The 17,072-nt window shown below is 72.6% G+C and carries 11 protein-coding genes; 7 read left to right on the top strand and 4 right to left on the bottom strand.

Features of this window, described 5'->3' with window-relative positions; translation table 11 throughout:
• Window positions 1-63: 63 nt before the first annotated feature.
• The gene (locus BMH31_RS03520; protein ID WP_099724416.1) at window positions 64-897 is read left to right on the top strand and encodes a sulfite exporter TauE/SafE family protein; all 834 of its coding nucleotides are present in this window, start codon (window positions 64-66) and stop codon (window positions 895-897) included.
• A 55-nt stretch (window positions 898-952) separates the two neighbouring features.
• On the opposite strand, the gene BMH31_RS15820 is transcribed toward BMH31_RS03520, so the two are convergent.
• Window positions 953-3,010: an Ig-like domain-containing protein gene (locus BMH31_RS15820; protein ID WP_099724417.1), complete on the bottom strand. Its 2,058-nt coding sequence runs from the start codon at window positions 3,008-3,010 to the stop codon at window positions 953-955.
• A 144-nt stretch (window positions 3,011-3,154) separates the two neighbouring features.
• Here BMH31_RS15820 and BMH31_RS03510 point away from each other — a divergent pair, with 144 nt between their 5' ends.
• Complete coding sequence (locus BMH31_RS03510; protein WP_158234940.1) at window positions 3,155-5,917, top strand: LuxR family transcriptional regulator; 2,763 nt, start codon at window positions 3,155-3,157, stop codon at window positions 5,915-5,917.
• A gap of 47 nt (window positions 5,918-5,964) precedes the next feature.
• On the opposite strand, the gene BMH31_RS03505 is transcribed toward BMH31_RS03510, so the two are convergent.
• Entirely contained in the window at window positions 5,965-7,521 is a 1,557-nt protein-coding gene (locus tag BMH31_RS03505; protein ID WP_099724419.1) for a molybdopterin-dependent oxidoreductase, read from the bottom strand.
• A gap of 317 nt (window positions 7,522-7,838) precedes the next feature.
• Here BMH31_RS03505 and BMH31_RS03500 point away from each other — a divergent pair, with 317 nt between their 5' ends.
• From BMH31_RS03500 to BMH31_RS03490, 3 genes are all read left to right on the top strand, one after another.
• Window positions 7,839-8,159: a hypothetical protein gene (locus BMH31_RS03500; RefSeq protein WP_099724420.1), complete on the top strand. Its 321-nt coding sequence runs from the start codon at window positions 7,839-7,841 to the stop codon at window positions 8,157-8,159.
• 44 nt (window positions 8,160-8,203) lie between these two features.
• Window positions 8,204-11,134 carry a LuxR family transcriptional regulator gene (locus BMH31_RS03495; RefSeq protein WP_099724421.1) on the top strand — a complete coding sequence of 977 codons (2,931 nt, stop codon included), beginning with the start codon at window positions 8,204-8,206 and terminating at the stop codon, window positions 11,132-11,134.
• 109 nt (window positions 11,135-11,243) lie between these two features.
• Window positions 11,244-12,140: an acetamidase/formamidase family protein gene (locus tag BMH31_RS03490; RefSeq protein ID WP_158234939.1), complete on the top strand. Its 897-nt coding sequence runs from the start codon at window positions 11,244-11,246 to the stop codon at window positions 12,138-12,140.
• Here the strand turns inward: BMH31_RS03490 and BMH31_RS03485 are convergent.
• A complete protein-coding gene (locus tag BMH31_RS03485) occupies window positions 12,127-12,870 on the bottom strand; it encodes a GntR family transcriptional regulator (RefSeq protein WP_099724423.1) in 744 nt (247 codons plus the stop codon). The two genes, BMH31_RS03490 and BMH31_RS03485, sit on opposite strands and share 14 nt — an antisense overlap.
• Window positions 12,871-13,001: 131 nt before the next feature.
• Between BMH31_RS03485 and BMH31_RS03480 the strand changes: the two genes are divergently transcribed.
• Both BMH31_RS03480 and BMH31_RS03475 read left to right on the top strand, forming a co-directional pair.
• A complete protein-coding gene (locus BMH31_RS03480) occupies window positions 13,002-13,943 on the top strand; it encodes a proline iminopeptidase-family hydrolase (protein ID WP_099724424.1) in 942 nt (313 codons plus the stop codon).
• Complete coding sequence (locus BMH31_RS03475) at window positions 13,940-15,355, top strand: APC family permease (RefSeq protein ID WP_099724425.1); 1,416 nt, start codon at window positions 13,940-13,942, stop codon at window positions 15,353-15,355. The genes BMH31_RS03480 and BMH31_RS03475 overlap by 4 nt, the downstream gene beginning before the upstream one ends.
• Window positions 15,356-15,460: 105 nt before the next feature.
• Here BMH31_RS03475 and BMH31_RS03470 read toward each other — a convergent pair whose 3' ends face one another.
• A complete protein-coding gene (locus BMH31_RS03470) occupies window positions 15,461-17,008 on the bottom strand; it encodes an Ig-like domain-containing protein (protein WP_099724426.1) in 1,548 nt (515 codons plus the stop codon).
• Window positions 17,009-17,072: the final 64 nt, after the last annotated feature.

Here is a 17,072-nt window from a genome sequence, read left to right as displayed (position 1 = left end):
ACTCGAAGAAGAGTGTCCGACCTTCGATTGCCGGCAATCGCTCGTGCGCGATGGACTGGACCGGTGCTCGCTTCCCTCGCCCTCATCGCTCTCATCGGCATCGCCGTCGGCATCACGACGGCGCTCTTCGGCTTCGGCGGCGGCTTCGTCGCCGTCCCGGTGATCGCGCTCTTCGACGCCGACCTCGGCGCTCGGGCGATCCCCGTCGCCACCGCGACGTCCGCGCTCGTCATGCTCGTGAACGGCATCGTCGCGACGGTCTCGACCGACCGGCGGACCCTGGCGCGATTGCGCGGGCGCGGGCTCCTGGTCGCACTGCTCGCCGCGGGCGGTGCCGCCGGCGCCGCTGCGGGGCGGTTCTCGCCCGAGTGGCTGATCCGCTGGGGCTTCGTCGCCTACGTCGCGATCACGATCGCCGATCTCCTGCTGCGCCCAGGGTTCCTACGCCGCGCGCAGCCCGCCGAGCGCGACGCGACGCCGCGGGCGCGGAAGGCCGGCGGCGTCCCGGACTCGCTCGGCTTCGGCATCGGGGCCGTCGCAGCCTTCCTCGGCGTCGGCGGCAGCGTGATGACGGTCCCCCTGATGCGCCGCGCGGGAACCTCGATGGCCGTAGCGGCGACCCTCGCGAACCCGCTCACCGTGGCCGTGGTCGCCCCGGCGTTCGCGGTCTCGCTGCTGCTCCCGCCGGGCCTCGGCCAGACGGGAGCAGCGACGGCCGCCGTCCCCGGCCTGGTCGGTTCGGTCGACGTCCCTTCGGCGCTGGCGCTGCTCGTCGGAGCGATCCCCGTGATCGTACTGCTGCGCCGGAGGCCTCCGCGGATCCCCGACGGCGTGCACGCCTGGACCTATCTCGCCCTGCTCGCCGTTTCGGCGGGCGCCGTGGCGCTGGCCCGGTGACGGGGTCACCGGGCCAGCGCCTGATCCGCACCGAGCGCGGCGCGGTCTCCCGCCGCTATCGACGCGGTGCCGACGCGCTCCGGCGACGGACCGCGGCCGCAGTCACCGCTGCCGCTCCGCAGATGATGGCGAGCACGCCCAGCGCCGCCGCGGGCGCCGACTCGAAGTCGATCCCCGTCCGGGTCAGCACCGCGGGTCCGCCCGCGACGAGCGGCGCCGGGGTCGGCTTCGGGACCTGCGGCACCGGAGGCGCGGCGGCCACGACGATCTTCACCTCCGCGCTGCTCGATCCCTCGAACGACGCGTCTCCGGCGTAGGACGCGCGCAGCACATGCGTCCCGACGGCCAGGTTCTCGAGCTCCACGGTGGCGGGATCCGCATCGCCGACGGGGATCCCGGCTCCGTAGGGAGCGCCGTCGAGGGTGAGCTGCACCGAGCCGTCGGGCTCGATGACCGCGGGCGTCAGGACGCTCGTCGAGACGGTCGCCGTGGCGGTGCCCCCGGCCTGGATCGAGCCGAAGTCGAGTCCGAGCGCGGTCGTCGTGCGCCCCTTCGCGGCGTCGACCGAGACCGTGCCCTGCGGTGCCGCCGCATAGTCGGCGTCGCCCGCGTAGTCGACCGTGAACTCGGAGGTGCCCGCGGCCCAGGCCGGGTGGAACTCGAAGGAGCCGTCCTCGGCGATCGGCACCGTCCCCAGCACCCCGCCCCCGGTGGAGACGGTGACCGAGCCGGTCGGAGCCGCCGAATCCGCGGCACGGGCGTCGTTCGCCGCAGCGGAGGGGGTCCCGGTCTCCGGTTCGGTCTGCGGGGCCGGACCGACCAGCACGCGGCCGGTGATCGTCAGGGGTCCGCCGACCTGCGCGGGCGCGGCGCCCGCGAGGTCCGCGAAGTGCGTCGGGGCCGGATCCACGATCTGGGTCAGCGTTCCGGTCGCCGGTGCGAACGGCGCATCGCCCGGATCGTATGCGAACTCGAGCGCGTGGGAGCCGACCGCGGTGACGAGTCCGGGGAAGCTCGCGGTGCCGTCCTCGGCCACAGGAGCCGTGGCGATATCGGTGCCGCCTTCGGACGCCGTGACCGTGCCGGTCGGCACCGCGCCGCCCTCGGTGTTCGCGACCGTGGCCGTGATCGTCGCGGGAGTGCCGTAGACGGACCGGCTCTGCGTCGAGACCGCCGAGAGCGAGGTCCCCTGCTCGACCGTGTACGAGAGCTGCACGAAGCCGTTGCCACCCCAGTAGCGCTGATCCTGCAGCAGCTGCACACCGGCGCCGGTGTCGATCCAGCTCTGCCCGCCGGCACCGCCGCCGCCACCGCCGCCACCGGCCTTGCCGCCGCCACCGCCGAATCCCGCGTTGATGCCGGCTCCGCCGCCGCCACCGCCACCGCCGGAGGAGCTGGTGCCGGCGTTGCCGCCGCCGGTGCCGTTGCCGCCGTTGCCCGCGAAGCCCCCGCCGTTGCCGTGACCGGCGCCCGTGCCGTTCTCACCCGCCTGGCCCGAGGCGCCGCCCACGCCGCCGCGGTAGCCGACGAAAGCACCCCCGAGGCCGCCTCCGCCACCGCCGCCTCCACCGACGACCAGCTCATGGTCGCCGGCGGCCGTGCGAATCCGCACGGCGCTCGCGCCGCCACCACCGCCGCCCGCGCGCCCCTCGAGCGAGCCGGTGTTCCCGTTGCCGCCGCGCAGCCAGCCGGCGCCGCCGCCTCCCGGGTTCGACTTCGATCCCGTGGGGCCGCCCATGGTGCTCGTATAGAAGACGAGCTTCTGCCCCGGCTCGACGGGGACCCGGGCGAGCAGCCGTCCGCCGGCACCGCCCGCCCCGTCGGAGGTGATCGACCAGTCGGTACCCGGGAAATTGACGGATCCGCCGCCGCCGCCGGCCGAACCGGCGACGTCGACGGTGATCGCGTGCACGCCCGCGGGCACGGTCCATTCCTGCCCCGAGAGCGATCCGATGGCGAAGGGGGCGACTTCGGTCGCGGCCGCGGCGGGAGTCGCCGCGGCGAACCCTCCGACGAGTGCGGCGGCGACCAGCGTCGTGCCGGTGATGCCCGCGGTGAGCGCGCGTCGCCTGCGGGCGGGAGGACGGAGGCCGAGCATGATCGGTCCTTTCATCGAGAGACGTTTCCGATCGGAATCTAGGTCGCGGCGAGGGCTCCTTCCCGTGCGGGACGCGAAACCTATCCGTCGCTGATGGGCGCGGTTGCGAGTAACATCGGCACACGCACCGCCGCACCCGCACGTTCGAGAGGACCACCGATGCTTCCCGCGTCCGCCGCGATCCCGCATCCCGCGCTCGATTCAGCGGATCATCCGGGCGCCGTGCTCGGCGCCGCACGGCGAACCCGCAGCGCCCTGGTCGCCGTCACGGGCCTTCCGGGGGTCGGCAAGAGCACCTGGGTGCGGCAGCTGATCGAGGCCGGATCGGGCCGGGCCCGGATCATCGCCACCACGGCCGACGCCTTCGAGCAGTCGCTCCCCTTCGCGCTGGCCGACAAGGTAGCCCGCGCCGCCGGGATCCGCGAGGGCCTGCTCGACGCACCGACCGCGCTCGACCTGCTCTCCGCCGGGCGCGTGCTCCTGCCCGCGCTCACCCGCGGCGTCTCCTCGGGCCGACCGCTCTGCGTCGTCGTCGATAACGCGCAGTGGATCGACGACGCCTCGGCCGGCGTGCTCCGCTTCGTACTCGGCCGCGTCGCGCACGGCGGGCTCCTCGTCGTGCTCAGCGGGCACGCGCCCCGGGTCGGTGGACTCGCGGAATCGATCGTGGCCGCGGACCCGACCGCCTGGGGCGAGGTCCGACCGCTCACGCTCGACCCGCTCGATGCCCCCGAGGTGCGCGAGTACGCCTCGCAGGTGCACGGACGCGAGATCTCGCTCCGGCTCGCGGAGCGGATCAGGGATCTCTCGGGCGGACTCCCCGTGCACATCGACGCCCTCGTCGCGGGCATGGAGCGCACGGCGCCGGACCGCAGCCACTGGGATGAGGACGTCCAGTTCCCCAGCGTCCCCGAGAACCCGTTCCACACCGTCGGCACGGGCGGCACGGCCGCGATCGCCTCCGTCGTCGAGATCGCCTCGGTGCTGCACGGCCCGCTGCAGCGATCCGAGCTGCTCGGAGTCGCGCACCGCCTGGGCGAGTCCGCGGACATCGCCGGCGCACTCGCGGCAGGGCTGCTGGTCACCGCGAGTGACCAGCGGATCGCCCCGTTCCACGATCTGTACGCGGCCGACGTCGCGACCCGCATCGATCCGGCGAAGCGCCGCGAGGTGCTGACCGCCGCCGCAGACACCCTGGCGAGCACCCACCGGGCGCTCGTCTGCCGGCTCGACGCGGCCGAGGAGCTCGACCCGCTGCTCCTCGCCGAAGTGCGCACGACCGCCGCAGGGGCGGTCTCCGAGGGACAGCCGGACCGGGCGATCGAGTACCTGCGCCGGGCGTCCACGCTGGCGGACCCGCAGCTGCGGGACGAGCTCGTCGTCGAGATCTGCGTCCTCGCGGCAGCCGAGCTCGTCAGCCCCTCGGTGCTCGACCTGCTCCCCGAGCTCGAACGGATGCCGAGCTCGCCGCTGCGCGACCTCGCGCTGCTGCAGACCCGGCAGATCACCGGCGACATCCCCTGGGCGGCGGAGTTCGCCGCGGGCCTGCTCGCCGCTCCCGTCGCCCACCCGGACGCCCGCACCCTCGAACTGCACACCGCGATGCTGGCGGTCATGATCCAGCTCACCACCGGCGACTACGGTCCGCTGCCCGCGCTACTGGATCGCACACGCGACCTCGCCGACGCGCTCGCGGCGCGCCCCGAGGCCGTCGCCGACCGCCGTCTGCTCCCGCTCCCCTCGCCCGCGGAGGTCGGACTGCGTGCGACCGCCCTGCTGGTGCTCTCGACCGAACGGCTCGGGCTCCGCGAGCGCACTGCAGCGGAGCTTAAGGAGCTCGGCGCACGGATCGACGCAGCCGTCGATTCCCCCGCGCTCTCCGACGCGCTCGTCTGCCGTGCCGGGCACCTCGGCGGCATCGGTCGGATCGAGGAGGCCGCGACCGACCTCGAACGCGTGGCCCGGCTGCGCGACTCCGGCGTCGCCGGATGGAGCGTCGGTCACGCCCGCGTGCAGCAGGCCTACTGTGCCTGGCTGCTCGGCCGCACCGCCGAGGCCGCCGAACGCCTCGAGGAGGCGATCGCGACGGTGCTCGACAGCATCGACGTATCGGCCCGGCCGCTCTCCTACCTGCTGCGCGCCGTGCTGCACGCCACCGCCGGCGACGCCGAGGGGTACGAGCGCGACCTGCGCACGGCCGCCGAGGTGACGGTCACGGCCTACGACACCATGGGCGTCGAGCTCGAGCTCCTCGCCGCGGTGGTCCGCGCCCGCGCGCAGGATCGGCCCGAGGAGGTGCTCGAGATCCTGTCGGACGAGCGGATCGGACCCCGCTGGCTGGCCGGAACATCGATCTTCACCTACCGGGTCGATGCGCTCGCCACGTTGGGCCGTGCCGAGGAGGCGGACCGCGAGCTCGCACGGCTCACCGAGCTGGCCGGCGACTCGTGGGAACCGATCTTCGGCGGCCTCGACTGGCTGGAAGGCCGGGTCGCGGAGGCGTACGGCCTGCACGATCGCGCGATCCGCGCGTACCGGCGCGCGGCGAAGGACGGGCTGCCCGGGCCCCGCGCCCAGGCCGCGTTCGACGCCGGACGGCTGCTGCTCGCTTCGGGCGAGCGGGCGGCAGGCGATCGCATGCTGGCTGTCGCCGCGAAGGGCTTCGGGCCGCTCGGCGCCCACGGCGCCCTCCGCCGGATCTCGCGGCTGCGCGATGCCCCCGCCTCCGAGGCGGACCGCGCGCTCGGGGGCCTCAGCGGCCGCGAACGGGAGGTCGCGGTGCTGGCCGGATCCGGGCTGACCAACAGCGAGATCGCGGAGCGCCTCTACCTCTCGCCCGCGACCGTGGCGTTCCACATGCGCAACGTACTGGCGAAGCTCGGGCTGCGCTCGCGCCGCGAACTGCGCGGCCTGGGCCGCTGATCCGGCGGGCCGGGCGCCGAATCGGGCCCCGGGTCTTCGACGCCGGATCAGTTTCCGACGGTCACCGGGATCGTGTGCCAGCCCGTCGCACCGTTCGGCGCGGGCGGCGCGACCTCGCCCGTCTGCACGGTGCCGTCGCGGGCGATCGCGCGGCAGCGGATCTCGTGCTGCCCGGGTTCGGCCCGCCAGGGCATCTGCCACTGCACCCAGGTGTCGTCCGAGATCGCCGGGGCGAGCGTCGCGCGCCGCCACGGACCGTCGTCGATCCGCACCTCGACCGCCGCGACCCCGACGTGCGGCTGCCAGGCGATCCCCGCGATCGCAGTCTCCCCCGCGGCGAGCGCTCGCCCCGCCCGGGGCACGTCGATGCGCGACTCCAGCTTGATCGGGCCGCGCGCCGACCAGCCGCGATCCGTCCAGTAGGCGGTGGCCCGGTCGAAGCGGGTCACCTCGAGATCGGTGACCCACTTCGTCGCCGAGACATAGCCGTACAGTCCCGGCACCACCATGCGCACGGGGAAACCGTGCTCGAACGGCAGCGGCTCGCCGTTCATCCCGATCGCGAGCAGCGCGTCGCGATCGTCGGTGAGCGTCTCGAGCGGCGTCCCCGCGGTGAAGCCGTCGACCGAGGTCGAGAGCACCATATCGGCGCCGCTGCTCGGCTTCGCACGGGCCAGCAGCTCGCGGATCGGGACCCCGAGCCAGACGGCGTTGCCGACGAGATCGCCGCCGACCTCGTTCGAGACGCACGACAGGGTCGCCGTCGTCTCCGTCATGGGCAACCGCAGCAGCTCGTCCCAGCTCAGCTCGACCTCCCGCGCGACCATGCCGTGGATCCGCAGCTTCCAGCTCGCCGGATCCACCGTCGGCACGACGAGGGCCGTGTCGATCCGGTAGAACTCCGAGTTCGGAGTGATGAGCTTCGTGATGCCCGGCACGTCGAGCTCGGCGCCCGCCGGGATCCCGGGCCCGGGCGTCGCCGGGCGCGGCAGCCGGACCGCCTTGCGCACGTTCGCCACCGCGGCGGATCCGGCCCGCGCGGCCGTGCTCGCGATCGCGAGCGCGATGCCGACCGCGGCGGTGCCACCCGCCCAGGCAAGGAAACGGCGGCGAGAGGGGTCGGTGGTCTTGGCCGGCTCCGTCTGGTGCGGCTCCGCCTGCGCGATCGGCGCGGGCTCCGGGAGCCGATCCCGCAGGAGCCGGAGCGCGCCCGCGGCGGCGAAGCCGGCGAGCAGCGACGGCGCCCAGGAGATCTCCGTGGCCTCGGCCCGCGTGAGCGACAGTCCGCCGACCGCGAGTCCCATCGCAGCGAAGGCGACGATGCCAGTGCGACTCCAGCGGGCCTCGCAGAGCCCCGCGACCGCCGAGACTGCGAGCAGCGCGAGGGCGATCCCGGTGAGCAGTGCGGCCTTGTCGGAGGTGCCGAACCAAGCGATCGCGGTGTCCTTCGCCCAGGCGGGCGCCGCGTCGATGAGCGCTCCGCCGATCACCGCGAACGGCCCGGAGGCGGGCGCGACGACCGCCGCGGCGAGCTCGCCGATGCCGACGCCGAGCAGCGCGGCGGCGGCGCCTCCCGCGGCGGCGAGCGCCCTGCGACCGTTCATGCGCTCAGGATAGGCACGCCGAGCTGCGGATCGGCCGGATCCTTACCGCACCGTAATACCCCCGCCCGCCAGAGCCCCTCGCGTTCGCGCCTGATTTCTCGGTCGACTGAACAGTTGTCCATGGAATGAGGCCGTATTTCATGGACAACTGCTCACTCGACCGAGGAAGAAGCGTTGGGGAGGGTGGGGGCGAAGGGCGAAGGGCGCGGAGCCGGGGCGCGGAATAAGGATCCCCCGGCGGGAAATAGGGCACCTGCCCGATGGGGCCGAGGGGACTTAGCGAGGAACGTAGGACCTACCGAGACAGGGAGAGCATCATGGACCTCAACACCTACATGGGATACCGCGTCACCGAGCAGGAGATCGCGCAGGCCGCAGCGCGAGCCGAACGGGCGCGCCTCGCGGCCGAACGCCCGGATCAGGTCGTTCCGCGCATCGGGATCGTGCGCCGCACGCTGGCCGCGTTGGCCGCCCGCCGCGTCCCGACCGCCGCCGTCACCACCGGGCAGCGCACCACCGGCCCCCGCACGGCAGCACCGCGTCCGGCCGCCTCGCACGCTGCCGCTCCCCGCGGGTCCGCTCGTGCGGTGTGCGAGCGCGTCGGGAACACGAGCGACCGCACCCCGCATCCCGCGTGAGCGGCGTCGCCGCCGATGTCGGTAGCGGGTGGCAGGATGAGACCATGTCACTCGCCACCGCCTCCTCCACCATGGTGGGCCGGGACGCCGAGCTCGCGTGCCTCGACGACGCACTGCGCCGCGCAGAGGCGGGCGAGGCCGCGTCGCAGCTCATCGGGGGCGAGGCCGGCATCGGCAAATCGCGGCTCACGTCCGAGTTCCGGCGGTCCGTCGCGGGCCGAGCCACCGTCCTCACCGGTTGGTGCCTCGACTACGGCTCGACGCCGGCACCCTACGGCCCGCTCCCGGCGATCCTGCGTGGCGTCCTCGACGCGCTCGGCGACGCCGCGGACGAGGCCGCGGGGCCGGGGCGCGACGCCCTGCAGCTGCTGCTGCCCGAACGCGCCGCCGGGCCGATCGACCGCTCCTCGATCCGGCCCGAAGGGCTCGGCGAGACCATCGCGAACCTCCTCGAAGCCGCGGCGGCGACCCGCCCCGTCGTGGTGATCGTCGAAGACCTGCACTGGGCCGACGCCGCAACGCTGTCGATGCTGTCGTTCCTCCTCCGCGCGCTCGCCGGGCGGGCCGTGCTGTTCCTCCTCACCTGCCGCGTCGACGAGGTCCGTCGGGGCGGGCCGATCCGCACCTTCCTGGCGGAGGCCGAGCGCGCCCGGCTCCTCGAACGCCTGCCGCTCGCCCGCCTCGACGCGATCGCCGTGCGCGATCTCATCTTCGGGCTGCGCGGGGCGGTCGACGACGCCGAGCTCGTGCGCCTGGTCGAGCGCAGCGAGGGCGTTCCGTTCTTCATCGAGGAGCTGCTCTGCAAGCCCGAGGGGCCGCTGCCCGACACGCTGCGCGACGTGCTCCTCGCCCGCTTCGACGGTCTCGGCGACGACGCCCGGCGTGTCGTGCAGCTGGCGTCCGGAGCCGAGGGCCCCATCGCCCACGAGCTACTGGCCGAGCTCTTCGCGGGCGGCGACGAACGGCTCGACGATGCGCTGCGCGAGACGATGACCGCCGGCATTCTCACCATCCACGACGGCGAAGCGTACGGCTTCCGCCACGCGCTGCTGCGCGAGGCGGTGCACGACGATCTGCTCCCGGGCGAGCGCGCCCGCCTGCACCGCAACTATGCCGAGCTGCTCGAGCACACGGGCGGGTCCGAGGCCGCTCTCGCCTATCACTGGCATCAGGCGCGCGACGCTCCGCGCGCCCTCGCCGCCTCCGTGCGCGCCATGCAGCAGGCGAAGAACGCCTACGCGTTCTCCACCGCAGCCCGCTTCGGGGAGCTCGCCCTCGAACTCTGGGACCAGGTGCCCGATGCGGGCGCCGTCGCGGGCACCGAACGCATCTCGTTCCTCGCCCGACTCGGGTCCATCCTGCGAAACGGCGGGGACGGCGAGCGCGCGCTCGCCGTGGTCACGCTCGCCCTCGACGAGCTCGATCCTGCGACGGCGGAGCCCGCGGCGCACGCGCGCCTGCTGCGCGATCGCGCGCTCTACCTGCAGAATCTCGGGCGGCACGGCACCGTGCCGCTGCTGCTGGAGGCACTCGAGGTCATCGACCGCGACCCCGGCGAGGCGCAGCTGCGCGCTACCCTGCTCAATTTCCTCGGTGGACGCCACCTCACCGGCGCTCGGCTCGAGCAGGCCGTCGCGACCTCCGACGAGGCCTTCCGCATCGCCGAGGCGGCCGGTTCGGAGAACGCGATGTCGGTCGCCGCGAACCTGCGCGGTTGCGCGCGGGTGCACCTGGGTCAGGTCACGGCCGGGCTCGCCGACTTCCGGCTGTCGTGGGAGCACGCGATCGACCACGACAGTCAGCTGAGGCACCGCGTGAACTACGCCGACACGCTCAACCTGCTCGGCCGCTTCCGCGAGGCCGTCGAGGTCGCCGAGCTCGGCGTCGCCCACTCGCGCACCCTGGGCGTCGAGCGCGCGACCGGCTCCGTGCTGTCGCACAACATGGTCGAGCCGCTGATCGAGCTCGGCGAGATCGATCGGGCCGAGGCCGCGACGGCGCGCGACCTGCAGGTGCGCACGCTGCAGATCTTCCGCCTTTACTCGACCATGTCGCGCATCCGCACCCTCGTCTGGCGCGGACGGATCGCCGAGGCCGAAGCGCTGCTGGCCGAGTGGCGACCGCGGGCGGAGGCGACCGCCGAGGTGGAACGGCAGGTCTGGTACTCGCTGCGCAGCGTCGAGATCCTGATCGCGCTGGGCGACGGCGACCCTCTGCGCGCCGCGGAGGCGCTGCAGCGCACGCTCGACGATGACGGCACGCGCACCGCGCAGCTGATCCGCATCCTCCTCGAAGGTGCGCGGGTCGTCGCCGACCTGCGTGCCGACGGCCACACCGACCTCGCCGGCACTACCGCGGCAGCGCTCCGCGCCGCCTGGCGTTCGCTCCCGGTCGAACTGCAGATTCCCGGCTGGGGCACCGTGATCGACGCCGTGCTCGACGCCGACGCCGCAATGCTCGCCGAGGCGGTGCGCCTCGCGGACGGCGACGGGATCCCGGCGGTGTTCGCCCCCATCGTGCGCCTCGAACTCGCGCGGACGCGCGCCGCCACCGGGGACCGAGCCGCGGCGGCCGAGCTCGGTGCCGAAGCCCTCGCCCGCGCTGAACGACTCGGGCACGACCGCCTGCGGCGCAGGGCCGCTGAGTTCCTCGACGCCGCCGGCCTGCGCCGCGCATCCGACGCGGGCACGGGAGCGAGCACGACCCCGGGCTCGGGTACCGGCACGGCCGCCGCCCTCGTCGGGTCCGCGACCGGAGTTGGCGTCGCCGACCTCACCGCGCGCGAGCGCCAGGTGCTCGAACTCGTCGCCGAGGGGCTCAGCAACCGGCAGATCGGCGAGCGCCTGTTCATCAGCGCGAAGACGGCGAGCGTCCACGTGTCGGCGATCCTCCGCAAGCTGAGCGTCGCGACCCGCACCGAGGCGGCGGTGCTGGCACGCACCGCGAGCCCCGCGCCGGCGACCGATCCCGCCTGATTCAGCACCCGGGAGTGGTGCGCGACCGCTCCGCGTGCTTGCATAGGTCTAGTAGCTGTACCTCTTCGGGCGCCTCGCGGCGCCTTCCCGAGTGAAACCGGAGCCCACCGTGCACGTCCTTCCCGCAGACAACGCCGTCCTGTCGCTCGCCCCCGAGCACGAGCCGGTCCTCACGATCGACTCCGGTGACGAGGTGCGCATCACCACGATGGACTGCTTCTCGAACACCATCACCGACGAATCGCAGCTGTTCAGCTCCGTCGGCTGGGACGACGTGAACCCCGCGACCGGCCCCATCGCGGTGCGCGGCGCGCAGCCGGGCGACACGCTCAAGGTCGAGATCCTCTCGATCGAGGTCGACTCCGTCGGCACCATGACCACGCACCCCGACTTCGGCGTGCTCCCCGGCACAGTCGAGGAGCGCACCCGCCGCATCCCCGTGAGCGACGGGCTGATCCGCTTCAGCGACCGCCTCAGCATCCCGATCTCGCCCATGATCGGCGTGATCGGAACCGCCCCCGCCGACGAGTCCGTGCCGACCGGCACCCCGAAGGGCCACGGCGGCAACATGGACACTCGCCGCATCGCCGCCGGTACCACCCTCTACCTGCCCGTGGCCGTCGCGGGTGCGAACCTCGCGGTCGGCGACGTGCACGCGGCCATGGCCGACGGGGAGGTCGCCGTGTGCGGGCTCGAGATCGCGGCCGTCGTCGAGCTGCGCATCACCGTGATCCCCGGCCGGCCGCTCCCCCTGCCGTTCCTCGCGACCCCCGAGCACCTCATCGCGATCGCCTCCGCCCCCGAGCTGCGCGACGCCGTGACCGAGTCGACCCGCATGATGCGCGACCTGCTCGTCGAGCGGAGCGAGCTGGACGCGACCGATGCGCTCATGCTGCTCTCACTCGTCGGCGACGCCCGCATCAGCCAGGTCGTTGATCCGTGGGCCACCGCCCGCATGGAGCTGCCGGTCGCGGTCGCCGAGGCCTACGGGATCACCGCGCCCTGAGGTCGACCGCCGTCGCCTCGGCGCGCTTCCGCGCCTGCTCGATGAGGTCGCGGTCGATCATCGCGTGCTGCCGGGCGACCGCTCCGGCAGCCGCGATCTCACCCGCGACGATCAGCCGCACGAGCTCGGTGTGGTCCCGCGTCGCCCGCGCCTCCATCGCGGCCTGGTCTTCGATCGCGCCCCAGGGATGCTGGGGCGCCGAGAGGCTCACGCGGCGGTCGAGGAACAGCATGGCGTCGGCGAGCGCCGGGATGTGCGCGGCGTCCGAGATGGCGAGGTGCAGGCGCGAATCCGCTGCCTGCTTCTCGCGTCCCGAGGCGGCGGCGACGAAATCGGCGAGGCGCGCCTCGAGGATCCGCACGTCGTCCGCGGTGCGCCGCTCGGCCGCGGCCTCGCAGATCGCCCCCTGGATTCGGCTGCCCGCGTCGATCGCGTCCTCGATCTCGGCGAGGCGCCGGTGCAGCAACTGCGCGGCGGCGCTGCGTTCGTCGATGCGGGCGGCGGTGACGAAGTAGCCGCCGCCCCGTCCGCGACGCACCTCGAGCAGGCCGGCCTCGGTGACCATGCGCAGCGCCTGCCGCATGGTCTCGCGCGCCACGTCGAGCGACTCGGCGAGCTCGCGCTCGCTCGGCAGCCGGGATCCCGGCAGGTACTCGCCGATCAGCACTGCCGTCAGCAGGCGATCCCGCAGTTCGTCGGCGCGGGTGCGCGGCTCGAACGCTTCGCTCATCGACCCGCCTCCTTCGAATCCCGGGGTTCCTGATCCTTCAGCCTAGGGCGCGTGGGCTTTCTTTTTCTAAAAGGTCTCCCTACTATGCCTTTTGTCCCCCATCACGAAATGGCTCAGCGAGGAGAAGATTCGTGTCGACCGTCGACGAAACCCGGGTTCCCTTCAGATCCGGCCACACCTGGGTGCGCATCACCCGCCCCGACGCCCCGCGCGAGGGGGCGCTCCCCCTCGTCGTGCTGCACGGCGGACCCGGGTTCTCCCACGACTACCTGCGCTCGCTCGCCGAGCTCGCCGACGCCACCGGCCGCACCGTCGTGCACTACGACCAGTACGGCTGCGGGCGCTCGACGCACGAGCCCGACGCTCCCACGGACTTCTGGACCCCCGAGCTCTTCGTCGAGGAGTTCCACACCGTGCTCGCCGCGCTCGGCATCGAGCGTGCGCACGTGCTCGGCCAGTCGTGGGGCGGTATGCTCGGCGCCGAGATCGCCGTGCTCCGGCCCGCGAACGTCGCATCTCTGCAGATCTGCAACTCCCCCGCCGCGATGGACCTGTGGTCGCAGGCCGCCGCAGCGCTGCGCGATGAGCTGCCCGACGAAGTGCGCGAGGCGCTCGAACGGCACGAGGCCGACGGCAGCTACGACGACCCCGAGTACCTCGCCGCGTCGCACGAGTACGACCGCCGCCACGTGGTGCGCCTGGATCCGACTCCGCAGGACTACCTGGACTCCGTCGCGAACGTCAATGCCGATCCCACGGTCTACCACACCATGAACGGCCCGAACGAGTTCCACGTGATCGGCACCATGCGCGACTGGACGATCATCGATCGCCTGCCGCGGATCGAAGTGCCGACGCTCGTGCTCGCGGGTGAGTTCGACGAGGCCCAGCCCATCACCTGGCAGCCTTTCGTCGAGCACATCCCCGGGGCCCGATCCGTCGTGATCGCGGGCGCCAGCCACTGCTCCCACCTCGAGAAGCCCGAGGAGTTCCGGGCGATCGTCACCGAGTTCCTCGCCGAGGCCGACCGCCTCGCCGGCACTGAGACCGCGACCACGGAGGTCAGCGCATGAACCAGCACGCCCCGAGCACCCCGAGCGCGCAGAGCGCCCGCAACGAAGCCGACCTCGCGCGGTTCGGCTACAAGCAGGAGCTGAAGCGGTCGATGTCGACCGCCGACCTCGTGGTCTACGGCCTCATCTTCATGGTGCCGATCGCGCCGTGGGCGATCTTCGGATCGGTCTACAACGCGTCCATGGGCATGGTGCCGCTGGTCTACACGATCGGCCTCATCGCGATGATCTTCACCGCGCTGAGCTACGCGCAGATGGCGAAGGCGTTCCCCCTCGCCGGCGGCGTGTTCAGCTACGTGGGGCGCGGGATCCACCCGAACCTCGGCTTCTTCGCCGGCTGGCTCATGCTGCTCGACTACCTGCTCGTGCCGACGCTGCTCTACGTGATCGCCGCCGAGTCGATGGTCGGCATCTTCCCCGGCACCGAGCGCTGGATGTGGGGCATCATCTTCGTCGCGGTCAACGTCGTCGTGAACCTCACGGGCGTCACCTCGCTCAAGTGGATGAACCGCATCTTCTTGGTCATGGAGCTCGCCTTCATCGTCGCGTTCGTCGTGATCGCGATCATCGGGCTGAACGGCGGCCAGCTGCCCCAGGCCGAGTGGTCGACGAAGCCGATCTGGAACTCCGAGTACGTGACCCCCGCACTGCTCGCGGCGGCCCTCTCGATCGCCGTGCTGAGCTTCCTCGGATTCGACGGCATCTCGACCATGGCAGAGGAATCGACGGGCGATTCGAAGGCACCGGGCAAGGCGATGGTGATCAGCCTCCTCGTGGTGGCCTGCCTGTTCATCGGCCAGACCTGGCTCGCATCGATGCTCGCCGGAGACTTCAAGCCCGTGCCCGACGACGCGGTCGGCAACTTCTTCTTCGACCAGATCCGCGCGGTCGCCGGCACCGGGATCGTGAACGCGTTCTTCGTCGTGAACGTGCTCGCCGTCGGCATCGCGAACTCGATGGCCGCGCAGGCCGCCACGAGCCGCCTGCTCTACTCGATGGCCCGCGACCGCCAGCTCCCGAAGTACCTGGGCCACATCAACTCGCGCAAGGTGCCCAGTTACGCGATCCTCACCGTCGGCGTGCTGTCGGCGATCCTCGTGCTGTTCTTCGCCGGCAAGATCGGCACCATGAGCTCGATGGTCAACTTCGGCGCGCTCACCTCCTTCGCGCTGCTGCACCTCACCGTCATGTGGTTCTACCTGCGCCGCAAGCAGTCGAAGAAGTGGATCTCGCACGCGCTGCTGCCCGCGGTCGGCTTCGTGATCATCACCTACGTGCTGATCAACGCGGGCGCGGAGGCGCAGATCGCGGGCCTCATCTGGCTCGTCGTCGGCACCGCCATCTTCATCTTCAACAAGGCCACGGGCCGCAGCGTCGAGATCGACGTGACCGTGGACGAGCTGCCGGAGTAGGATCCAGGCTCCCGGTTCTCCGGCCGTTCCGGCCGCCGAAATACCGCAGCCCCGGTCGGGATCTTGGATCCCGACCGGGGCTGCGTCGTTCCGTCGCGGCGTCGGCTACTGCGCAGTCGATCGGGCGGCGACTGCCGTTCGCCGCCGGACATGGATCAGCGTCAGCACGGCTCCCGCCACGAGGAACACCCCGCCGAGAACGAGCGGTCCGGTCGGATCGGCGCCCGTGGTGGCCAGCTTCGCGCCTCCCGGGGTCTTGCTCGGGGCCGTGGTCGCGCTCGGCGTGGGCGTGGGCTTCATGCTCGGCTTCGCGACCACCGTGACGGTGGCGGCCTGGTCGCTCTCCGAGGCGGCGAACACGTCGTCCCCGCGGTAGGCGGCGGTGATCCGATGCGCGCCGATCGCGAGCGAAGATGTCTTGAGGGTGGCGGTGCCGTCGCTCAGCGGCGCCGTGCCGACGGAGGCGCCGTCGGCGAAGAACTCCACCGATCCGGTCGGCGCCGACGCGTCCGCCGCGCGTGCGGAGGCAGGAGCCGGGCGCTCGACCGGCAGGGGCGAGACGTCCGCCACGAGTGCGACCTCGGATCCGGCCTCCACTCGCTCGGGCGACGCCGAGACGGTCGTGCGGCTCGAGATCGCGGACGGATGCGCGGTGATCGTCACGGTGAACGGATCCTCCGATTCCGAAGCTTCGAAGCCGTCCGCGCCCGAGTACTGCGCGGTGATCCGGTGCGTGCCCGGAGCGAGGTCCGAGAGGGTCAACGATGCGGTCCCGTCGTCCAGCGTCGCGGTCCCGAGGGAGGTGGTTCCCTCCAGGAACTCGACCGTTCCGGTGGGCATCGGATCCGAGCTCCGAGCGAGGGCGGGAAGCACCGCCGAGACGTTCGCCGTGAGCTCGACCGGGTCGCCCTGCATGGCGGAGTCCGGCGACCCCGAGATGGTCGTGAACGTCGACACGGGCTGCGGCGCCACCGCCGTGAGTATCGCGGTGGACAATGAGGGCGCCATGGTCCGCTCACCGGCGTAGGACGCGGTGATCACGAAGTTCCCCGCGGCCCACGGCACGAACGGGGTCGAGGCCGTGCCGCCGAACAGCGAGACGTCGGCGAGGTGCTGGCCGTTCACCGAGAACGACACGACCCCCGTTGCGACCCGGCCCGGAACGGTGCTGCCGACCGTGGCCGTCACCAGAGTGCTCTGTCCCGGGTCGACGGGGTTCTGCGACAGGCTCACCGCGGTGTGCGTCGCGACCCGCTCGGGCGCGACGGTGAAAGTGACCGGGTTCGAGGTCGATTCGGCGTACGTGTTGTCCGGGGTGAACCGCGCGGTCGCCGTGTAGGTGCCCGGTGCGATCTCCGGCCAGTTGGGTCCTGCCACGTACTGGACCACCGCGGCTCCGTCGCTGACACGTCCGCCGGTCGATCCCCAACCGGGAATGCTGATGGAGTAGTACCCCGGCGGGCGTGTCCCGTCGCCCGCGGTGACGTCGACCGTGAACTCCACGGTGTCTCCCGGTATCGAGACTCCGGGGCTCACCGTGAGCTTCGTGGTGGTCGCGGTGACCGGCTCGTCCGCCGTGGCCACCGAGGGGGTCATGACCAATCCGGTCAGAACGAGAAGGAGTGCCGCGGCGGCCCCGATGATGCGTCGCATAGGCGAAGCGTACTGGAGTATCCAGCTCGCTGCCAGGAAACTCGTGGCCGGTGCCGGTGCCGGT

The sequence above is a fragment of the Leucobacter sp. OLIS6 genome (assembly GCF_002752355.1).
In the GTDB taxonomy this organism is placed as follows: domain Bacteria; phylum Actinomycetota; class Actinomycetes; order Actinomycetales; family Microbacteriaceae; genus Leucobacter.
This window is presented reverse-complemented; position numbering and strand designations above follow the sequence as displayed.